At 68.4% G+C, this 18,805-nt stretch carries 16 protein-coding genes; 9 read left to right on the top strand and 7 right to left on the bottom strand.

The features are described from left to right. The first annotated feature begins 1 nt into the window (after position 1). The 5 genes from fadD17 to FHR72_RS10535 are packed head-to-tail and all read left to right on the top strand — an operon-like array spanning position 2 to position 6,653. Entirely contained in the window at positions 2-1,528 is a 1,527-nt protein-coding gene (gene fadD17 / locus FHR72_RS10555; RefSeq protein WP_183467924.1) for a long-chain-fatty-acid--CoA ligase FadD17, read from the top strand. After that, positions 1,525-3,210: a steroid-22-oyl-CoA synthetase gene (gene casI / locus FHR72_RS10550; RefSeq protein ID WP_183467923.1), complete on the top strand. Its 1,686-nt coding sequence runs from the start codon at positions 1,525-1,527 to the stop codon at positions 3,208-3,210. Before fadD17 ends, casI begins: the two co-directional genes overlap by 4 nt. Next, a complete protein-coding gene (locus FHR72_RS10545) occupies positions 3,194-4,744 on the top strand; it encodes an FAD-binding protein (protein ID WP_183467922.1) in 1,551 nt (516 codons plus the stop codon). Before casI ends, FHR72_RS10545 begins: the two co-directional genes overlap by 17 nt. Then, positions 4,741-5,883, top strand: a complete 1,143-nt coding sequence (locus FHR72_RS10540; RefSeq protein WP_183467921.1) for a 3-ketosteroid-9-alpha-monooxygenase, oxygenase component — start codon at positions 4,741-4,743, stop codon at positions 5,881-5,883. Before FHR72_RS10545 ends, FHR72_RS10540 begins: the two co-directional genes overlap by 4 nt. Positions 5,884-5,939: 56 nt before the next feature. After that, positions 5,940-6,653 (top strand): DUF6597 domain-containing transcriptional factor, encoded by a 714-nt coding sequence (locus tag FHR72_RS10535; RefSeq protein WP_183467920.1) that lies wholly within the window; start codon positions 5,940-5,942, stop codon positions 6,651-6,653. On the opposite strand, the gene FHR72_RS10530 is transcribed toward FHR72_RS10535, so the two are convergent. Genes FHR72_RS10530 through FHR72_RS10515 form a run of 4 tightly spaced genes read right to left on the bottom strand, consistent with a single transcriptional unit; the run spans position 6,590 to position 11,392 of the window. Then, a complete protein-coding gene (locus FHR72_RS10530) occupies positions 6,590-6,985 on the bottom strand; it encodes a VOC family protein (RefSeq protein ID WP_183467919.1) in 396 nt (131 codons plus the stop codon). The genes FHR72_RS10535 and FHR72_RS10530 overlap by 64 nt on opposite strands. 10 nt (positions 6,986-6,995) lie before the next feature. After that, positions 6,996-8,585, bottom strand: a complete 1,590-nt coding sequence (locus FHR72_RS10525) for an acetolactate synthase large subunit (protein WP_183467918.1) — start codon at positions 8,583-8,585, stop codon at positions 6,996-6,998. 20 nt (positions 8,586-8,605) lie between these two features. After that, positions 8,606-9,727 carry an NAD(P)H-dependent flavin oxidoreductase gene (locus FHR72_RS10520; protein WP_183467917.1) on the bottom strand — a complete coding sequence of 374 codons (1,122 nt, stop codon included), beginning with the start codon at positions 9,725-9,727 and terminating at the stop codon, positions 8,606-8,608. 12 nt (positions 9,728-9,739) lie between these two features. Next, the gene (locus tag FHR72_RS10515) at positions 9,740-11,392 is read right to left on the bottom strand and encodes a medium/long-chain-fatty-acid--CoA/3-oxocholest-4-en-26-oate--CoA ligase (RefSeq protein WP_183467916.1); all 1,653 of its coding nucleotides are present in this window, start codon (positions 11,390-11,392) and stop codon (positions 9,740-9,742) included. Between the two features lie 68 nt (positions 11,393-11,460). On the opposite strand from FHR72_RS10515, the gene FHR72_RS10510 reads away from it, so the two are divergent. Beyond that, positions 11,461-12,261, top strand: coding sequence for a crotonase/enoyl-CoA hydratase family protein (locus FHR72_RS10510; RefSeq protein ID WP_183467915.1), 801 nt, complete (start codon positions 11,461-11,463; stop codon positions 12,259-12,261). A 69-nt stretch (positions 12,262-12,330) separates the two neighbouring features. Here the strand turns inward: FHR72_RS10510 and FHR72_RS10505 are convergent, their stop codons facing one another. The 3 genes from FHR72_RS10505 to FHR72_RS10495 form a co-directional block, all read right to left on the bottom strand. Next, positions 12,331-13,551 (bottom strand): cytochrome P450, encoded by a 1,221-nt coding sequence (locus FHR72_RS10505; RefSeq protein WP_183467914.1) that lies wholly within the window; start codon positions 13,549-13,551, stop codon positions 12,331-12,333. Between the two features lie 7 nt (positions 13,552-13,558). After that, on the bottom strand, positions 13,559-14,269 hold the full coding sequence (locus tag FHR72_RS10500; RefSeq protein WP_183468423.1) for an acetoacetate decarboxylase family protein: 711 nt from the start codon (positions 14,267-14,269) through the stop codon (positions 13,559-13,561). Between the two features lie 122 nt (positions 14,270-14,391). Further along, the gene (locus FHR72_RS10495; RefSeq protein ID WP_183467913.1) at positions 14,392-15,432 is read right to left on the bottom strand and encodes an LLM class F420-dependent oxidoreductase; all 1,041 of its coding nucleotides are present in this window, start codon (positions 15,430-15,432) and stop codon (positions 14,392-14,394) included. A gap of 70 nt (positions 15,433-15,502) precedes the next feature. Between FHR72_RS10495 and FHR72_RS10490 the strand changes: the two genes are divergently transcribed. Genes FHR72_RS10490 through FHR72_RS10480 form a run of 3 tightly spaced genes read left to right on the top strand, consistent with a single transcriptional unit; the run spans position 15,503 to position 18,805 of the window. Then, positions 15,503-16,495 carry a Zn-ribbon domain-containing OB-fold protein gene (locus FHR72_RS10490; RefSeq protein ID WP_183467912.1) on the top strand — a complete coding sequence of 331 codons (993 nt, stop codon included), beginning with the start codon at positions 15,503-15,505 and terminating at the stop codon, positions 16,493-16,495. A 49-nt stretch (positions 16,496-16,544) separates the two neighbouring features. Then, positions 16,545-17,600, top strand: a complete 1,056-nt coding sequence (locus FHR72_RS10485) for a thiolase family protein (RefSeq protein ID WP_183467911.1) — start codon at positions 16,545-16,547, stop codon at positions 17,598-17,600. Between the two features lie 2 nt (positions 17,601-17,602). Then, positions 17,603-18,805, top strand: a complete 1,203-nt coding sequence (locus tag FHR72_RS10480; RefSeq protein ID WP_183467910.1) for a thiolase family protein — start codon at positions 17,603-17,605, stop codon at positions 18,803-18,805.

Raw genomic sequence — 18,805 nt, 5'->3', positions numbered from 1 at the left:
GGTGGCCACCGTCTCGTCACTGCTGGCGGACCTCGCGGAGGTGGACGACAGGGGTGTGCGCTGGGCGGAGCCCGGGTCGGAGGTGCCGTCGTTCGTCAGCTGGCGCCGCCACATCCGTGAGGGTGCCGCGCTCGCGTCCGCCCTGCGTGCCCGGCTGAATCCCGACCGGCCACCCCATGTCGGTGTGCTGCTGGGCAACACACCGTTCTTCGGCACCGTGCTGGTGGCGGCGGCGCTGTCGGGAATCGTGCCGGTGGGCCTGAACCCGACGCGTCGCGGCGATGCGTTGCGGCGCGACATCGACCATGCCGACTGCCAGGTGGTGCTGGCCGACCGGGACAACGCGGCTGCGGGCATCGACGCCGTGGACATCGACGCCGTGGACGTCGAATCCGCGGAATTCGGTGCAGAACTCGCGGCCCACGACGGAGCGGCCGTCGAGTTCCGCCGCCCCGATCCCGACGACCTGTTCATGCTGATCTTCACCTCGGGCACGAGCGGGGACCCGAAAGCGGTGCGGTGCACGCACGAGAAGGTCGCGTTCCCGGGTGTGATGCTCGCCGAGCGCTTCGGCCTCGGCGCGTCGGATACCTGCTACCTGTCGATGCCGCTGTTCCATTCCAACGCGATCATGGCCGGGTGGGCACCCGCCGTGGCCGCCGGTGCCTCGATCGCGTTGCGTCGCAAGTTCTCTGCGTCGCAGTTCATCCCGGACGTGCGGCGGTTCGGCGCGACGTACGCCAACTACGTCGGCAAGCCGCTGTCCTACATCCTGGCCACTCCCGAACGCCCCGACGACGCCGACAACCCGCTGCGCGTGGCCTACGGAAACGAGGGCGCACCACGGGATCTGAGCCGCTTCGCCCGGCGCTTCGGGGTCCAGGTGGTCGACGGCTTCGGTTCGAGTGAGGGCGGGGTCTCCATCGCCCGCACCCCGGACACCCCCGACGGGGCGCTGGGGCCGCTGGTCGGCGGGGTGACGATCCTCGACGTCGACACCGGCGCCGAGTGCCCTCCCGGCGTGGTCGGGGAACTGGTCAACATCGACGGCCCCGGCCAGTTCCGGGGCTATTACCGAGATCCCGAGGCCGAGGCCGAACGGATGCGGGGCGGGGTCTACCACAGCGGAGACCTCGCCTACCGCGACGAGGACGGTTTCGCGTACTTCGCGGGCAGGCTCGGCGACTGGATGCGTGTCGACGGCGAGAACCTCGGCACGGCGCCCATCGAGCGGATCCTGATGCGCTTCCCCGGCGTCACCGAGGCCGCCGTCTATCCCATTCCCGACCCCGCCGTCGGCGACCAGGTGATGGCCGCGCTGGTCCTGCCCGGTGACACCGTCTTCGATCCGGAGGCGTTCACGCGATTCCTGTCCGCGCAGGCCGACCTCGGGCCCAAGCAGTGGCCCAAATTCGTACGCACCGCCGCCGCGCTCCCCCGCACCGAGACGTTCAAGATCCTCAAGAGGCAACTGTCCGCCGAGGCGACCGAATGTGCCGACCCCGTCCACGAGATCAGCCGACCATGACCGAGCGACGCCCGGATGTGGCGACCATGCTGCTCGACCGACGCGGCGATCAGCGGCCCGGCCTGCGGACCCGCGAACGGGACTGGACCTGGGATGAGGTGGTCGGCGAGTCGGCGACACGAGCAGCGTTCGCCCAGGCGTTGTGGGGCAACTCTTCTGCCCCCTTTCACATCGGCGTGCTCCTGGACAACGTGCCCGATTTCGTGTTCTGGCTCGGTGGCGCCGCACTGGCCGGCGCCACCATCGTCGGACTGAATCCCACCCGGGGCGCCTCCGGACTGGCCGCCGACATCCGGCACGCCGACTGCGGGCTGATCGTCACCGACACCGCCGGCGCCGAACGGCTGCACGACCTCGACGTGAGGCTCGATCTGGGCTTCGACGCGGACCGCGTGCTGGTGGTCGACGAACCGGGATATCGACAGCGCCTCGACGGGCACCGGAGCGCGCCGATGCCCGCAGCGGGCGTGGGCCCCGATTCGCTACTGCTGCTTCTGTTCACGTCGGGAACCACGGGATCGTCCAAGGCGGTCAGGTGCACCCAGGGCCGTCTCGCGCGCATCGCGTACACCGCCACCGACAAGTTCGGCCACCACCGCGACGACGTCGACTACTGCTGTATGCCGCTGTTCCACGGCAATGCGCTGATGGCCCTGTGGGCACCGGCGTTGGCCAACGGCGCCACCATCTGCCTCACCCCGACGTTCTCGGCGTCCCGGTTCCTCTCCGACGTCCGCTATTTCGGCGCCACGTTCTTCACCTACGTCGGCAAGGCGCTGGCCTACCTCATGGCCACCCCGGAACTGCCCGACGACGCCGACAACCCCCTGCAGCGGGGGTTCGGCACCGAGGCCTCCCCCGAGGACCAGAACGAATTCCGCCGCCGGTTCGGCGCCGAACTGTACGAGGGTTACGGCTCCAGCGAGGGCGGCGCGGTCGCGACACCCGACCCGGCCGCACCGCCTACGGCGCTCGGTAGACCCGCCCACGACGACGTCGTGGTCGTCGATCCCGAGACGACGAATGTCTGTCCCACCGCGGTTCTCGACGACCGGGGCCGTGTGCTCAACGCCGACGACGCGATCGGCGAGATCGTCGACCGCCGTGGCGCGCGGGACTTCGAGGGGTATTACCGCAACGACGCCGCCGACGCCGAACGCGTGCGCAACGGGTGGTACTGGACCGGCGACCTCGGGTACGTCGACGACAACGGGTTCCTGTATTTCGCGGGACGCCGCGGCGACTGGATCCGGGTCGACGGCGAGAACACCTCGGCGCTGGCGATCGAACGCGTGATACGCCGTCACCCCGGGATCGTCGCGGCGGCGGTGTACGGCGTTCCCGACCCGAGATCGGGCGATCAGGTGATGGCGGCGGTCGAGGTCGCCGATCCGGCGTCGTTCGACGCCGACGCGTTCGTGTCCTACCTCGTGGACCAGGACGACCTGGGTTCCAAAGGGTTTCCCCGTTTCCTGCGGGTCTCGGCGAACCTGCCCGTCACCGGGTCGAACAAGATCCTCAAGCGCGACCTGCAGGCCGAGCGCTGGCACGCGGGCGAGACGGTGTTCCGGTGGGAGGGCCGCGGGCGTCCGCGGTACCGACTGATGACCGGCGACGACCGTGCCGCACTGGACGCGGAATTCGCCACGCACGGAAGAGCACAGCATGCCCGAGTGGGATGAGACCACCGATGTCCTGGTGGCGGGTTCGGGCGCCGGAGGCGTCACGGGTGCCTACACCGCGGCGCGCGAAGGCCTCGACGTCATCCTGGTCGAGGCGACCGAGAAGTTCGGCGGCACCACCGCGTATTCGGGCGGTGGCGGAATGTGGTTCCCCTGCAACCCCGTACTGCAGCGCGCCGGCGCCGACGACACCCTCGACGACGCACTGGCGTACTACACCGCGGTCGTCGGCGACCGCACGCCGCGCGCGCTGCAGGAGACCTACGTGCGCAGCGGCGCACCGCTGATCGAGTACCTCGAAACCGATGAGCTGCTGAAGTTCTCGCTACTGCCGTGGCCCGACTACTTCGGCAAGGCGCCGAAGGCGCGCGCCGACGGCATGCGGCACATCGCCGCCAAGCCCCTGAAGGTGGCCGCCGCACCGGACCTGTGTGAGCTCGTCCGGGGTCCCCTCGACGCGGACCGGCTGGGCCGAGCGCAGCCGACGGACTACTTCGTCGGCGGACGCGCTCTCATCGCGCGATTCCTGGCAGCCACCGCCCGGTACCCGCACTCCTCGGCCCGCCTGAACACTGCTCTCGTCGAGCTGGTCGTCGAAGACGGGGCCGTCACCGGGGCGATCGTCGACAGCGACGGGCAGCGCCGGGCCATCCGTACCCGCCGAGGGGTGCTGCTCGCCGCGGGCGGATTCGAACACAACGACGAGATGCGGGCCCGCTACGGAGTGCCGGGCGACTCGCGGGACACCATGGGACCATGGGGAAACCGTGGCCTCGCACACCTGGCCGGTATCGCCGCCGGCGCCGACACCGATCTGATGGATCAGGCGTGGTGGTCTCCGGGGCTGACTCACCCCGACGGTTCCTCGGCGTTCGCGCTGTGGTTCACCGGCGGGATCTTCGTCGACGATCACGGCAGGCGGTTCGTCAACGAGTCGGCGGCCTATGACCGTCTGGGCCGCGCGGTGCTCGCGGCGATGGACGACGGTCGCGTCACGCTCCCGTTCTGGATGGTTTACGACGACCGCGAAGGGCTCATGCCCCCGGTCAAGGCCACCAACGTGTCGATGGTCGAGCCCGAGAAGTATGTCGCCGCCGACTTGTGGCGCAGCGCAGACACTCTCGAGGAACTCGCGGTCGCCATCGGCGTTCCGCCGCAGAACCTCGCCGAGACCGTCGCCCGGTTCAACGAGTTCGTCGGCCGCGGCGTCGACGAGGATTTCGGCCGCGGCGACGAACCCTACGACAGGGCCTTCTCCGGTGGAGCGCCCCCGCTGTACCCGATCGAGAAGGGCCCGTTCCACGCGGCCGCGTTCGGCGTCTCCGACCTCGGCACCAAGGGCGGATTGCGGACCGATACCGCCGCGGGCGTGCTCGACAGGGCGGACACTGTGATCCCGGGACTCTACGCGGCGGGCAACACGATGGCCGCCCCCAGCGGTACCGCCTACCCGGGCGGCGGCAACCCGATCGGCACCAGCATGGTCTTCAGCCACTTGGCCGTGCTGGACATGGTGAAAGGAACCAGGCCATGAGCACTGCAGGAACAGACGTCCGCGACATCGACACCGGCAAGGCCATGACGCGGTTCGCGCGCGGGTGGCACTGCCTCGGCCTCGCGGAGTCCTTCCGCGACGGTAAACCGCACGGCATCAACGCGTTCGGTTCGATGCTGGTCGTCTTCGCCGACTCCCACGGCGAGCTCAGGGTTCTCGACGGCTACTGCAGGCACATGGGCGGAAACCTCGCGCAGGGCAGCATCAAAGGCGACGACGTCGCCTGCCCGTTCCACGACTGGCGCTGGGGCGGCGACGGCAAGTGCACGCTGGTGCCCTACGCCAAACGCACACCGCGGCTGGCCCGCACCCGCGCCTGGCAGACGACGGAGGTCAACGGCCAGCTGCTCGTGTGGCACGACCCGGAGCGCTCCACGCCCGCACCGGAACTGACCCCGCCGACCATCGAGGGGTTCGACGAGGGCCGCTGGTCGCCGTGGCAGTGGAGTTCCATCCTCATCGAAGGGGCGCACTGCCGTGAAATCGTCGACAACAACGTCGACATGGCGCACTTCTTCTACATCCACCACGCCTATCCGACGTACTTCAAGAACGTCATCGAAGGCCACACGGCCAGTCAGTTCATGGAGTCCAAGCCGCGGCCCGACTTCACCCCGGATCCCGAGAAGCTGTGGGAGGGAACGTATCTGCGCTCCGAGGCGACTTATTTCGGGCCCGCATACATGATCAACTGGCTGCACAACGACCTCGCACCGAATTTCACCGTCGAGGTCGCGCTGATCAACTGCCACTACCCCGTCACCCACAACTCGTTCATGCTGCAGTGGGGTGTCGCGGTGCAGGAGATGCCCGGCCTGCCCGCCGACAAGGCAGCCAAGCTGGCCGGCGCGATGAACCGGTCGTTCGGCGAAGGATTCCTCGAAGACGTCGAGATCTGGAAGAACAAGTCCCCCATCGAGAATCCGCTGCTGACCGAAGAGGACGGGCCGGTGTATCAGCACCGGCGCTGGTACCAGCAGTTCTACGTCGACGCCGCCGACGTGACCCCGGACATGACGGACCGCTACGAGCAGGAAGTCGACACCACGCACGCCAACGACCTGTGGCAGCAGGAGGTCGAGCAGAACATGGCGGCCCGCAAGCTCGCCACGAGCTGACCCCCTTCTCCCCCGCGAGCAGCTCGGCGTCGGAGGCCGGGGGTAGCCTCGGCGAGGTGAGCTACCGCGAGAGGCCGGCACCCCCGGCACTGCGAGATCTCGCCGAATGCGTGTGGGTGACCGACCGGGCCGGTCCGGCCCGGATCCTGCCCGACGGCTGCATGGACCTCATCGAGATCGACGATGCGATCGTAGTCGCCGGCCCGGACACCACCGCCTTCGTCAGCCACCACACATCGCGCATCGCCACCGGAATCCGCTTCCGGCCGGGCGCCCTCCCTCGCCTACTCGGGGTGCCGGCATCCGAGTTCCGCGGTGAGCGGGTCCCGCTGGCGTCCGTCCGGCCCGACGCGGCAGGCGCATCGCTGCGGACGGTCGTCACGCATCTCCTGCGCACCGAGGCCACCCGAACGACCGCGCCCTGGACCGTCGACCAGCTCACCCACGTCACCACCCGCTTCGCAGCAAGCGCTTCGGTGCGGTCGGTGGCCGACGAACTCGGTTGTTCGGCAAGGAATCTGCAACGCCACAGCGTTGCCGCCTACGGCTACGGCCCGGCACTGCTGCGGCGGATCCTGCGGTTCCGGCGAGCAGTGCACCTCCTGCGCGGGGGCATGTCGGCCGCTGACACGGCGCACGCGTCGGGCTATGCAGACCAGCCCCATCTCCATCGCGAGGTTCGGGCCCTGGCCGGGCAGTCCGTGGGTCAGGTGGCGAGCGCGGCGTACAGGTCGACCGACGTTCCGTCGGGATCCGCGACCGTCGCGTAGCGGTGCCCCCAGAAGGCGTCGAACGGCTCCAGAATGCCGGAATAGCCAGCGGCGGTCAGCTTCTCGTACAGGCCATCCACGGAGGCGGGTGAGTTCAGCTCGAAACCGATCACGACCCGGCCGGACTGGGTGGGCGGTGTCCAGCCCTCATGCAGCCCCGCAATGGTCTCCTCGGTGTCGAAGGTCAGCTTGCCACCGCCGGGCAGATCGACCTCGACGTGCGGACCGTCGGCGGCGGGCACCGCCAAACCCACCAGACGATAGAAAGCGAGCGATCGGTCGAGGTCCTTCGAGACGATCTCGATGGCTGCTGAGGTCACACGTACGTCCATGCCCGCGACGTTAGGCCCCCGCTACCGGCGCGGTCTTGAACGAATCGGACACCAGCGACGGGACCACGGCCTCGATGAGATGCGGGCCCGGCGTCGCGAACGCCTCGGCCAGCGCCTCTGCCAATTCCTCGGCCGTCCGCGCGCGCCGGGCGGGGACCCCCATTCCCTCGGCGATGCGCACGAAATCGATGGTCGGACTACCGAGGTCGAGCAGCCGGCGGGCGCTGGGGCCCGGCGCCGAGCCATCGGCCGCCCCGACGCGCTGCAGTTCGATCTTGAGGATGTCGTAGGCGCCGTTGGCCAGGATGACCGTGGTGATGTCCAGGCTCTCGCGCGCCTGGGTCCACAGTGCCGACAGGGTGTACATGGCCGACCCGTCCGCCTGCAGCGACAGGACCGGACGGTCGGGTGCCGCCAGCGCGGCGCCGATCGCCGCAGGCATGCCGTAGCCGATCGCCCCGCCCGTCAGGGTCAGCACGTCGTGGGCGGGTGACCCGGCCGTCGCGTCGGCCAGTCCGATTCCCGCGGTGTTGGATTCGTCGACGATGACGGCACCCTCGGGCAGCATCGCCCCGATCACCGCCGCGGCGGAGAACGCGGTGAGATCGCCCGACGGGATCTCCGGGCGCCTCGGCTGCGCCACCGGCGCGACGATTCCGCTCGCGAGGTCCTCGGCCAGCATCTCCAGGGCGGCGGTCGCACCGGAATACCCTGCGAGCGTGTGCACTTCGCATCCGGGCGGCACCAGGTCGCCGGCGCGGCCCGGGTAGGCGAAGAACGACACCGGCGCTGCCGCGCCGGCCAGGATCAGATGTTCGGTACCGGCGAGCTGCGCTTCGGCGGCCTCGGCGAAGTAGGCGAGACGCTCGACCCCGGGCACGCCGGCGCCGCGCTGCAGGCGCGTCGGGAACGTCTCGCACAGCACCCTCGCGCCGGTGGGCTCGGCGATGCGCACCGCCGCCGAGAGTCCCGGAACCGTCGTCGCATCGCCGCCCACCAGCAGGACCGTGGGCGCTCCGGAGCTGAGCGCCGCTGCGGCGTCCCGCACGGCTTCCGCGTCGACGTCGAGCGACGGCGATGACGTCGGCAGGGCTTCCAGGAGTTCCCCGTCGCCCCACGACACATCGGCGGGCAGGATCAACGTCGAGATGACGCCGGCGCGGCCGGCCGTGACCGCCTCGGCCGCGTCGATGGCGACGTCCGCGGTGTGCAGCGTGCGGCGCACCCATCCCGAGACGGTGTGGGCGACCGAGTCGATGTCGGATTCCAGCGGGGCGTCGAACTTCTTGTGGTGGGTCGCATGGTCACCGACGACCACGACCATCGGAACGTGCGCCCGCCGCGCGTTGTGCAGGTTCGCCAGCCCGTTGCCCAGGCCAGGGCCGAGATGCAGCAGCACCGCGGCGGGTTTCCCGGCCAGCCGGGCATACCCGTCGGCGGCCCCGGTGGCGACGCCTTCGAACAGTGTCAGCACGGCCCGCATCTGCGGCACCTCGTCCAGTGCGGCGACGAAGTGCATCTCCGAGGTACCGGGGTTGGCGAAGCACACGTCCACGCCGTTGTCGACGAGCGTGGTCAGCAGAGCGCGGGCGCCGTTCACCTCTGCTTTATACGCCGGGCTCAGCCCTCGCGGATGCCGTCCAGGCGCTTCGATGCTTCCTCGAACCCGCTGACCAGTTCGGCGACGATGTCGGCGACGGGCCGGATCTCGTTCATCCGCCCCACGATCTGACCGACCGGCATCGCGACGGCGGTCGGGTCGCTCGACTCGCTCATCCGCTGATGCGCCTCGCTGACGAGGATGTTCTGCAGCGGCATCGGCAGCGGCTCGGGAGCACCCTCGGCGTCCCAGGCGTCGGTCCAGCGACTCTTGAGCAGACGGGCCGGCTTGCCGGTGTAGATGCGGCGGCGGACCGTGTCGGCGGAGGTCGCGTGCAGCATCGCCTCCTGGATGACCGAACGGCCCGACTCCAGCCGCACACCGAGGTCGTATTCGGCCGACGTGAGGAACGCCGATCCCATCCAGACGCCCTGTGCGCCGAGGGCAAGCGCGGCAGCGACCTGGCGGCCCGTGCCGATGCCGCCGGCGGCCAGCACCGGGGCCCTGCCATCGAGCGCGTCGACGATCTCGGGCCACAGGACCATCGAGCCGATCTCGCCGGTGTGTCCGCCCGCCTCATGGCCCTGGGCGACGACGATGTCGACGCCGTTCTCCACATGTCGCAGAGCATGTTTCGGCGATCCGGCGAGCGCAGCGACCGGAACCCCGGCCTCGTGGACCTGGTCGATGACGTCCTTGGGCGGGGAGCCGAGCGCGTTGGCGATCAGCTTGATCGGGTGCTTGAGCGCGACCTCGACGTGGCTGCGGGCCACCGAATGCAACCAACCCAGAACGCCTTCGGAGCGTTCCTCGTCCTCGGGCAGCGGAGGCACGCCGAGGTCGGCGAGGGTCTTGTCGACGAATTCGCGGTGCTCGGCGGGGATGAGCTTGTTGATGTCGACGGACGTGCCCTCGGTGGGGATCTTCGCCGGCATCACGATGTCGACGCCGTAGGGCTTGCCGTCGGTGTTGGCGTCCATCCACTGCAGGACGTTCTCGAGGTCGTCGGCGTCGTTGAAGCGCACGCATCCGAGCACACCGAGCCCGCCGGCCTTACTCACCGCGGCGGCGACCTTCTCCGACGGGGTGAAGACGAACAGCGGGTAGTCGATGCCGAAGCGATCGCAGAGTTCGGTTCTCATGGTCTTTCCTGCCTAGGAGCTGGTTGCTGCGTGCTTCTCGTGGACTTCGTCGGCCGGGCGCTCCTCGGTGACGTCCTTGGCCCACCGGTAGTCCGGCTTGCCCGCGGGCGAGCGCTTCACCTCGTCGACGAGCCACAGACTGCGCGGCACCTTGTATCCCGCGATCTCCTTGCGCACGAACGCATCGAGGTCGGCCAGGGACGGGCGGGTGCCCTCCCGGGCCTGCACCACGGCGGCGACGTGCTGGCCGAAGCGCGGATCGGGGACACCCACCACGAGTGCGTCGAAGACGTCGGGGTGGCCCTTGAGCGCCGCCTCCACCTCTTCGGGATAGATCTTCTCGCCGCCGGAGTTGATCGACACCGAGCCGCGGCCCAGCATCGTCACGGTGCCGTCCGCCTCGACCTCGGCGTAGTCACCGGGGATCGCGTAGCGCACCCCGTGGTAGGTCCGGAAGGTCTCGGCCGTCTTCTTCTCGTCCTTGAAGTAGCCGACCGGGATGTGCCCGCACTTGGCGATGATGCCGCGCTTGCCCGAGCCCGGCTCGACCTCGTTGCCGTCCTCGTCGAGCACCTTGGTGTTCTTGTCGATGGTCACGCGCGGACCGCCGGTGTGGGACTGCCCCTTGGCCACCACGCTGGTGCCGCCGAAACCGGTCTCCGACGAGCCGATCGAGTCGGTGATGACCCGGTTGGGCAGCAGCTCGAGGAACTTCTCCTTGAGGCTGGTGGAGAACAGGGCCGCGGTGCTGGCGAGCAGGAACAGCGAGTCGAGGTCGTAGGTGTTCCCGGCGTCCTGATGCGCCAGCAACGCGTCGAGCAGCGGGCGGGCCATCGCGTCACCGGTGAAGAACAGCAGGTTCACCTTGTGGTCGTGGATCGTGCGCCAGACCGAATCGGCGTCGAATTCCGGTGTGAGCACCGTGGTCTGGCCGGAGAAGATCGACATCCACGTGCACGACTGCGTCGCGCCGTGGATCATCGGCGGGATCGGGTAGCGCACCATCGGCGGGTTCGCCGCCGCCTGCTTGGACAGGTCGTACTCGTCGGCGTACGGCTCACCGGTCGCGAAGTCGGTGCCGCCGAACAGCACGCGGTAGATGTCCTCGTGACGCCACATGACGCCCTTGGGGAACCCCGTGGTGCCGCCCGTGTAGAGCAGGTAGATGTCGTCCTCACTGCGAGGGCCGAAATCGCGTTCGGGAGAGCCCTGTTCGAGCGCGGAGTAGAACTCGACGCCGCCGTAGCGCTGATAGTCGTCGTCGGAGCCGTCCTCGACCACGAGGATCGTCTTCACCAGCGGGGTCTCGGGCAGCACATTGGCCACGCGGTCTGCGTACCGGCGCTCGTGCACCAGCGCGACCATGTCCGAGTTGTCGAACAGGTACTTCAGCTCGCCCTCGACGTAGCGGAAGTTGACGTTCACCAGGATGGCGCCGGCCTTGATGATGCCGAGCATGCCGATGACGATCTCGATGCGGTTGCGGCAGTAGAGGCCGACCTTGTCGTCCTTCTTGACGCCCTGGTCGAGGAGGTAGTGCGCCAGGCGATTGGCCTTCTCCTCCAACTGCGCGTAGGTCAGCTGTTCGTCACCCGAGATGAGGGCGACTCGGTCAGGCACGGCGTCGATGGCGTGCTCGGCAAGATCGGCGATGTTCAGAGCCACGGGTCTAAATTAGAACGTGTTACATTTCGAGACAAGTCGCTGTCTTCGATGATGAAAGGCGCACACCCGTGAGCGAGCCCCAGAAAGGTCCCGATGCCCTCGTTGAGCAGCGGGGACACACGCTGATCGTGACGCTGAACCGGCCGGAGTCGCGCAACGCGCTCTCAGGCGAGATGCTCTCGATCATGGTCGACGCCTGGAACCGCGTCGACGAGGATCCCGAGATCCGGACGTGCATCCTGACCGGCGCCGGTGGCTACTTCTGCGCGGGCATGGACCTCAAGGCCGCATCGAAGAAACCGCCGGGCGACTCGTTCAAGGACGGCAGCTACGACCCGTCGAAGATCGAGGGCCTGCTCAAGGGCCGCCGCCTGACCAAGCCGCTGATCGCCGCCGTCGAGGGCCCCGCGATCGCGGGCGGCACCGAGATCCTGCAGGGCACCGACATCCGGATCGCCGGCGAGAGCGCCAAATTCGGTATCTCCGAGGCCAAGTGGAGCCTCTACCCGATGGGCGGGTCGGCGGTCCGCCTGCCACGCCAGATCCCGTACACGATCGCGTGCGACCTGCTGCTGACCGGCCGCCACATCACCGCCGCCGAAGCCAAGGAGTACGGGCTGATCGGGTATGTCGTCCCCGACGGCACGGCCCTGGACAAGGCTCTGGAGATCGCCGAGGTGATCAACAACAACGGCCCGCTGGCCGTGCAGGCGATCCTGAAGACCATCCGCGAGGCCGAGGGCCTGCACGAGGAAGAGGCCTTCAAGCCCGACACCGCCAACGGCATCCCGGTGTTCCTGTCCGAGGACGCCAAGGAAGGCCCTCGGGCCTTCAAGGAGAAGCGGCCGCCGAACTTCCAGATGAAGTAGCGCGCCGAACGTGGGCCCTGTGCCCGGGAATCGACCGAATCCCGTGCACGAGGCCCACGCTCGCGTGGGTCAGGCGCCGACGGGCTTCGACGGCGTGAACACCACAGGCATCGATTCCAGGCCGCTGACGAAGTTCGCCGGCCGCAGCGGCAGCATCGTCTCGTCGGCCAGCCGCAGATCCGGCAGGCGCTGCAGGACCTTGCCGAGCATGATCTTCAGCTCGAGGCGGGCCAGCTGGTTGCCCAGGCAGAAGTGGGTGCCGAACCCGAAGGCGACGTGGCTGTTCGGGTTCCGGTCGATCCGGAAGTTCTCCGGATCGCCGAAGACCGCCTCGTCGAAGTTCGCGGATTCGAACATCAGCATGATCTTCTCGCCGGACTTCAGCGACGTCCCGTGAAAGTCCGTGTCGGCGGTCAGCGTCCGGCACATGTTCTTCACCGGCGAGGTCCAGCGCAGCATCTCCTCGATCGCGCCGGGCAGCAGATCCGGGTCCGCCACCAACTGCCGCCACTGGTCCTGGTGACGCAGCAGCTGTTCGGTGCCGCCGGACAGGGTGTGCCGAGTGGTCTCGTCGCCGCCGATGAGGATCAGCAGCGTCTCGAACACGATCTCGTCGTCCGACATCCGGGAACCCTCGACCTCGGCGTTGACCAGGATCGAGAACAGGTCGTCGCGCGGGTTGGCCCGGCGGTCGGCGATCACCTCCATCGTGAACGCCGTGTACGCCGCGAAGGTCTCCATCAGCTTCTGGATGACCTGGTCATCGACGGTCGAGGAGAGCCCGCACACCAGGTCGTCGGACCACGTGAGCAGCATGTCTCGTTCTTCGGGCAGCACGCCGAGCATGTCGCCGATGACCGCCATCGGCAGCGGGGCGGCGATGTCGCGGACGAAATCGCACTCGCCCCGCTCGCAGACGGCGTCGATCAGTGTGTCGCACAGCTTTTCGATCGACGGCACCTTGTCCATCACGCGCTTGCGGGTGAAGCCGGAATTGACCAGCTTGCGCCGCAGCACGTGTGCGGGATCGTCCATGTCGATCATGTACGGCATGCCCGGCTGATCCGGCCGGATGCCACCCGTGCTGGAGAAGAGCTCGGGATTGCGTTCTGCGTCCAGCACGGCACTGTAGGTGGTCGCCGCCGCGAGGCCGTTGCGGTCGCGGAAGACCGGCTGATTGGCCCGCATCCAGCGATACGCCTCGCGGGCCGCGACCCCGTCTGCGTAGAAGTTGCCGTCGGCGAGATCGACATCCAGATTGACGGTCTGGCCGGACAGTGTTGAGGTCATGGGGTTCCTACCTGATGATCCGGGAGTCGGCGAAGGTCATGTCGACGTTGACCGCCGAGCTCGACACGAGCGCGCGTTTGGGCAAGCCTAGGGCCGAAAGCTCTGCGGCGTACGGATGTTCGCCAAGCCGGAGACGAACGCCCCCCGGGCGGTACCGCACACCGGAGAGCACCATCTCCCCCTCGGTCTCGCGCGTGACGCCGTCGAGGTGCGAGTACGTGGAGTGCACCTGCCGGCGGCCGCTGAGTGCCGACGGGACGGGCAGGCCGGCGGTGAAGTCCATGCTGACGACGCGCTCGCCGCCGATGCTCACGTCGAAACCGAACTGACGGCCGGTGCCGAACCCGTCCTTCGACCCGCGAACGGTGAAGTCGGCCATCAGCTTCGGATACCCCCAGATGGTCCGTCCCGCCTCGAGCGTGAACGACTGGTCCACGGGAAGGTGGTGGACGAACGCACCCGCCGATTGCAGCGCCTGCAGGCCGGTGGCCCCGGGGGCTTCGGGCGGGTTCACCATCACGTTGGTGCCGTACTCGTAATACCGGCCCAGGTCGGTGTCCTCGTAGCGCATGAGCATCAGCACCACGAGCGCGCGGCGATTCTGCCTGCCGAAGCGGCAGACCCGCAGGCCGCTGTAGTCGATCATGCGCTGTGCGGCGTCGGCGTCGACGACGAACATCGCCGTGTGCTGATGCGCGGTGCGCACACGCACGGGCATCGTCAGGACGGTGTCGCCGATGGTGTGCTGGGACGGAGAGGTGGTACCGGTCACACCGTCAATCTAGAACGCGCACTAGACACTCGGCAAGGAAGTGTCTAGTCGATTTCGGCAAGGGACGGTCAGACCAGGGCGGCCAGGTCGCGGATCTGTTCGGGCGAACGGGCTCCGACGACCATCATCGTGACGCCGGACGCCTCCCACGCCTTGATCTGCTCCTGGACATAGGCGAGGTCACCGACGATGGCGGAATCGTCGACCAGCTCGTCGGGGATGACCTTGGCCGCTTGCGCTTTACCGTCCTCGGTGCCCGATCGGAAGAGCTTGGTGACGTCGTCGACGACCTCGGCATAGCCCATGCGCCGGTAGACGTCGGCGTGGAAGTTGGTGTCCTCGGCGCCCATTCCGCCCATGTAGAGCGCCAGGTGCGGCTTCATCAGCTCCATGATCGCGGGCCGGTCGTCGGTGACGACCACCTGCGCCGTCGCGCAGATCTCGAACGTCTCCCTCGTGCGCCGGGCACCGGGGCGCGCGAAACCCTCGTCGAGCCATTCGTTGTACATGGCCCCGATGCGCGGGGAGTAGAAGATCGGGAGCCAACCGTCGGCGATCTCGGCGGCCAGTGCGACGTTCTTGGGCCCTTCGGCGCCGAGCATGACGGGGATGTCGGCGCGCAGCGGATGGGTGATCGGTTTGAGGTTCTTGCCCAGCCCGGTGGTGCCCTCACCCGTCAGCGGCAGCGGATAGTGCGGCCCGTCGCTGTGGACGGGGGCTTCCCGCGCCCAGACCTGGCGCAGGATGTCGATGTACTCCCGGGTGCGCGCCAGCGGCTTGGGGAACTTCGCGCCGTACCAGCCCTCGACCACCTGGGGCCCGGAGACGCCCAGGCCGAGGATGTGCCGACCGCCGGAGAGGTGGTCGAGCGTCAACGCGGCCATCGCGCACGCGGTCGGGGTGCGCGCCGACAATTGGATCACCGACGTGCCCAGCCGCATCCGGGTCGTCTCGCGGCCCCACCACGCCAGCGGTGTGTACGCGTCCGAGCCCCAGGCTTCCGCGGTGAACACGGTGTCGAAGCCGGCGTCCTCGGCGGTGGCGACGAGCTCCGCGTGGTTGGTCGGCGGTTGTGCGCCCCAGTATCCGAGCTGCAAACCCAACTTCATGCCACTCGCCCTTCCGGGCCACCGGGCCCGCTTCTTGAAACCATTCTTAGAACCTGTTCTACTCGATGCCGTGACCACCAGCCAAAGCAGCCCGGTGCAGATCGATCCCCATGAGCCGCCGCTTTCCGCTCCGCTGAAGCTCGCTTTCGACTACACCCGTTCAGTAGGACCACTCCTCGGTCAGTTCTTCACCGCCCTCCGCGAGCGGCGCATCGTCGGCGTCCGCGGTTCGGACGGCACGGTGCTCGTACCGCCGGCCGAATACGACCCCGTCACCTGGGAGCAATTGACCGAGATCGTACCGGTGGCCAGTGTCGGCACGGTCGTTTCGTGGACGTGGCAACCCGAGCCGCTGGAAGGTCAGCCGCTCGACCGTCCGTTCGCCTGGGCACTGATCACGCTCGACGGCGCCGACACCCCGCTGCTGCACGCGGTCGACACGGGGTCGGCCGACGCGATCAGCACCGGCGCCCGGGTCGCGGCGCACTGGGTCGACGAGCCGGTCGGGGCGATCACCGACATCGCCTACTTCACCCTGGGCGATCAGGCCGAGGACGTGCCGCCGCCGCCCGAGGGCCTCGACCCGGTGACGATGGTGGTGGTGCCCACGTCCATCGAGATCCAGCACACGGCATCGCTTCCCGAGAGCACGTTCCTGCGCGCGCTCGAGCAGGGCAAGCTGCTCGGCGCCCGCACGGGCGAGACCGGCAAGGTGTATTTCCCGCCCAAGGAGGCCAACCCGGCGACCGGCCTGGAGCTGGACAACTACGTCGAGCTGCCCGACAAGGGCACGGTGACGACCTTCGCGATCATCAACATCCCGTTCGCGGGTCAGCGCATCAAGCCGCCCTATGTCGCGGCCTACGTGCTGCTCGACGGCGCCGACATCCCGTTCCTGCACCTCGTCACCGAGATCGACCCGGCCGAGGTCCGCATGGGGATGCGGGTGCAGGCCGTGTGGAAGCCCAAGGAGGAGTGGGGCCTGGGCATCGACAACATCGACTACTTCAAGCCCACGGGCGAACCCGACGCCGATTACGACACCTACAAGCACCACCTGTAAAGGCCTTCACATCACATGACCCATCAGCGAGAAGCGGAACGGATCGCGCATGTCTGAAGTAGCTGTCGTCGGGTTCGCGCACGCGCCCCACGTCCGCCGTACGAACGGCACCACCAACGGCGTCGAGATGCTGATGCCGTGTTTCCACCGGCTCTACTCCGAGCTCGGCCTCCAGCAGACCGATCTGGGCTTCTGGTGCTCGGGATCCTCGGATTACCTTGCCGGCCGGGCTTTCTCCTTCATCTCGGCGATCGACTCCATCGGCGCCGTGCCGCCGATCAACGAGTCGCACGTCGAGATGGACGCCGCCTGGGCGCTGTACGAGGCCTACATCAAGATCCTGACCGGCGAGGTCGAGACGGCGCTGGTCTACGGATTCGGAAAGTCGTCGGCGGGCACGTTGCGCCGCGTGCTCTCGTTGCAGACCGATCCGTACACGGTCGCTCCGCTGTGGCCTGACTCGGTGAGCATGGCCGGTCTGCAGGCCCGCTTCGGGCTGGACGCCGGCAAGTGGACGGCCGAGCAGATGGCGCAGGTCGCCCTCGATGCCCAGGCCGCCTCCCCGCGGGTCGATCGCCTGGAGTCCGGCACCAGCGTCGAGGAGCTGCTGGAGCAGCCCTACTTCGCAGAACCGCTGCGACGCCATGACATTGCGCCCATCACCGACGGCGCGTCGGCGATCGTGCTGGCCTCCGGGGACCGTGCCCGCGCGTTGCGGGAGCGTCCGGCCTGGATCACCGGAATCGAGCACCGCATCGAGACGCCGGTCCTCGGCGCGCGGGATCTGACCACCTCGCCGTCGACCGCAGCGTCCGCCGCCGCGGCCACCGGTGGCGACGCGTCGTCGATCGAGATCGCGGAGATCTACGCCCCGTTCAGTCATCAGCAGCTGATCCTCAAAGAGGCGATCGGATTGCCCGACAGCACGACGATCAATCCGTCCGGGGGCGCGCTCGCCGCCAACCCGATGTTCTCGGCCGGTCTTGAGCGGATCGGCTTCGCCGCTCAGCACATCTTCGAGGGCAAGGCCTCTCGCGTGCTGGCCCATGCGACGAGCGGGCCTGCGCTGCAACAGAATCTGGTCGCTGTGCTGGAGGGTAAATAGACATGGCTTCTGATACGACCAAGAAACTCGCTGCTGTTCTCGGCACCGGGCAGACGAAGTATGTCGCCAAGCGCAAGGACGTGTCGATGAACGGCCTCGTGCGCGAGGCCATCGACCGGGCGCTCGACGACGCCGGTGTGACGCTGGCCGACATCGACGCGGTCGTGGTCGGCAAGGCCCCCGACTTCTTCGAGGGCGTGATGATGCCCGAGCTGTTCATGGCGGATGCCACGGGCGCCACCGGCAAGCCGCTGATCCGTGTTCATACCGCCGGCTCGGTCGGCGGCTCGACGGCGATCGTCGCGGCCAGCCTGGTGCAGTCCGGTAAGTACCGCCGGGTCCTGACGATGGCCTGGGAGAAACAGTCGGAATCGAATGCCATGTGGGCGTTGAGCATTCCGGTGCCGTTCACCAAGCCGGTGGGCGCGGGCGCGGGCGGCTACTTCGCCCCGCACGTGCGTGCCTACATCCGGCGTTCGGGCGCCCCGAATCACATCGGCGCCATGGTGGCGGTCAAGGACCGGCAGAACGGCGCCAGGAACCCCCTGGCCCACCTGCACCAGCCGGACATCACCCTGGAGAAGGTGATGGAGTCGCCGATGCTGTGGGACCCGATCCGCTACGACGAGACCTGTCCGTCCTCCGACGGCGCGGCGGCGCTGGTGATCGGCGACGAGGCCAGTGCCGATGCCCGTGTCGCCGAAGGGCATCCGGTCGCATGGATCCACGCCACCGCGCTGCGCACCGAACCGTTGGCATATTCCGGCCGTGATCAGGTGAACCCGCAGGCGAGCCGCGATGCGGCCGCCGCGCTGTGGAAGGCCGCCGGGATCACCAGCCCGATCGACGAGATCGACGTGGCCGAGGTCTACGTGCCGTTCTCCTGGTACGAGCCGATGTGGCTGGAGAGCCTCGGCTTCGCACCCGAGGGCGAGGGCTGGAAGCTCACCGAGGCCGGTGAGACCGCGATGACGGGCCGGATTCCGTTCAACCCGTCGGGCGGCGTGCTGTCGTCCAACCCGATCGGCGCCTCGGGCATGATCCGCTTCGCCGAGTCGGCCATTCAGGTGATGGGCAAGGGCGGCGAACATCAGGTCCAGGGTGCCCGCAAGGCCCTCGGTCACGCCTACGGCGGTGGCGCGCAGTACTACTCGATGTGGGTGGTCGGCGCCGACAAGCCGGGCCCGGCCGCCGCCACCTCATGA

Source organism: Mycolicibacterium iranicum, assembly GCF_014190915.1.
In the GTDB taxonomy this organism is placed as follows: domain Bacteria; phylum Actinomycetota; class Actinomycetes; order Mycobacteriales; family Mycobacteriaceae; genus Mycobacterium; species Mycobacterium iranicum_B.
Note: the sequence above shows the minus strand (reverse complement) of the source record. Positions and strands in the feature narration are given on the sequence as shown.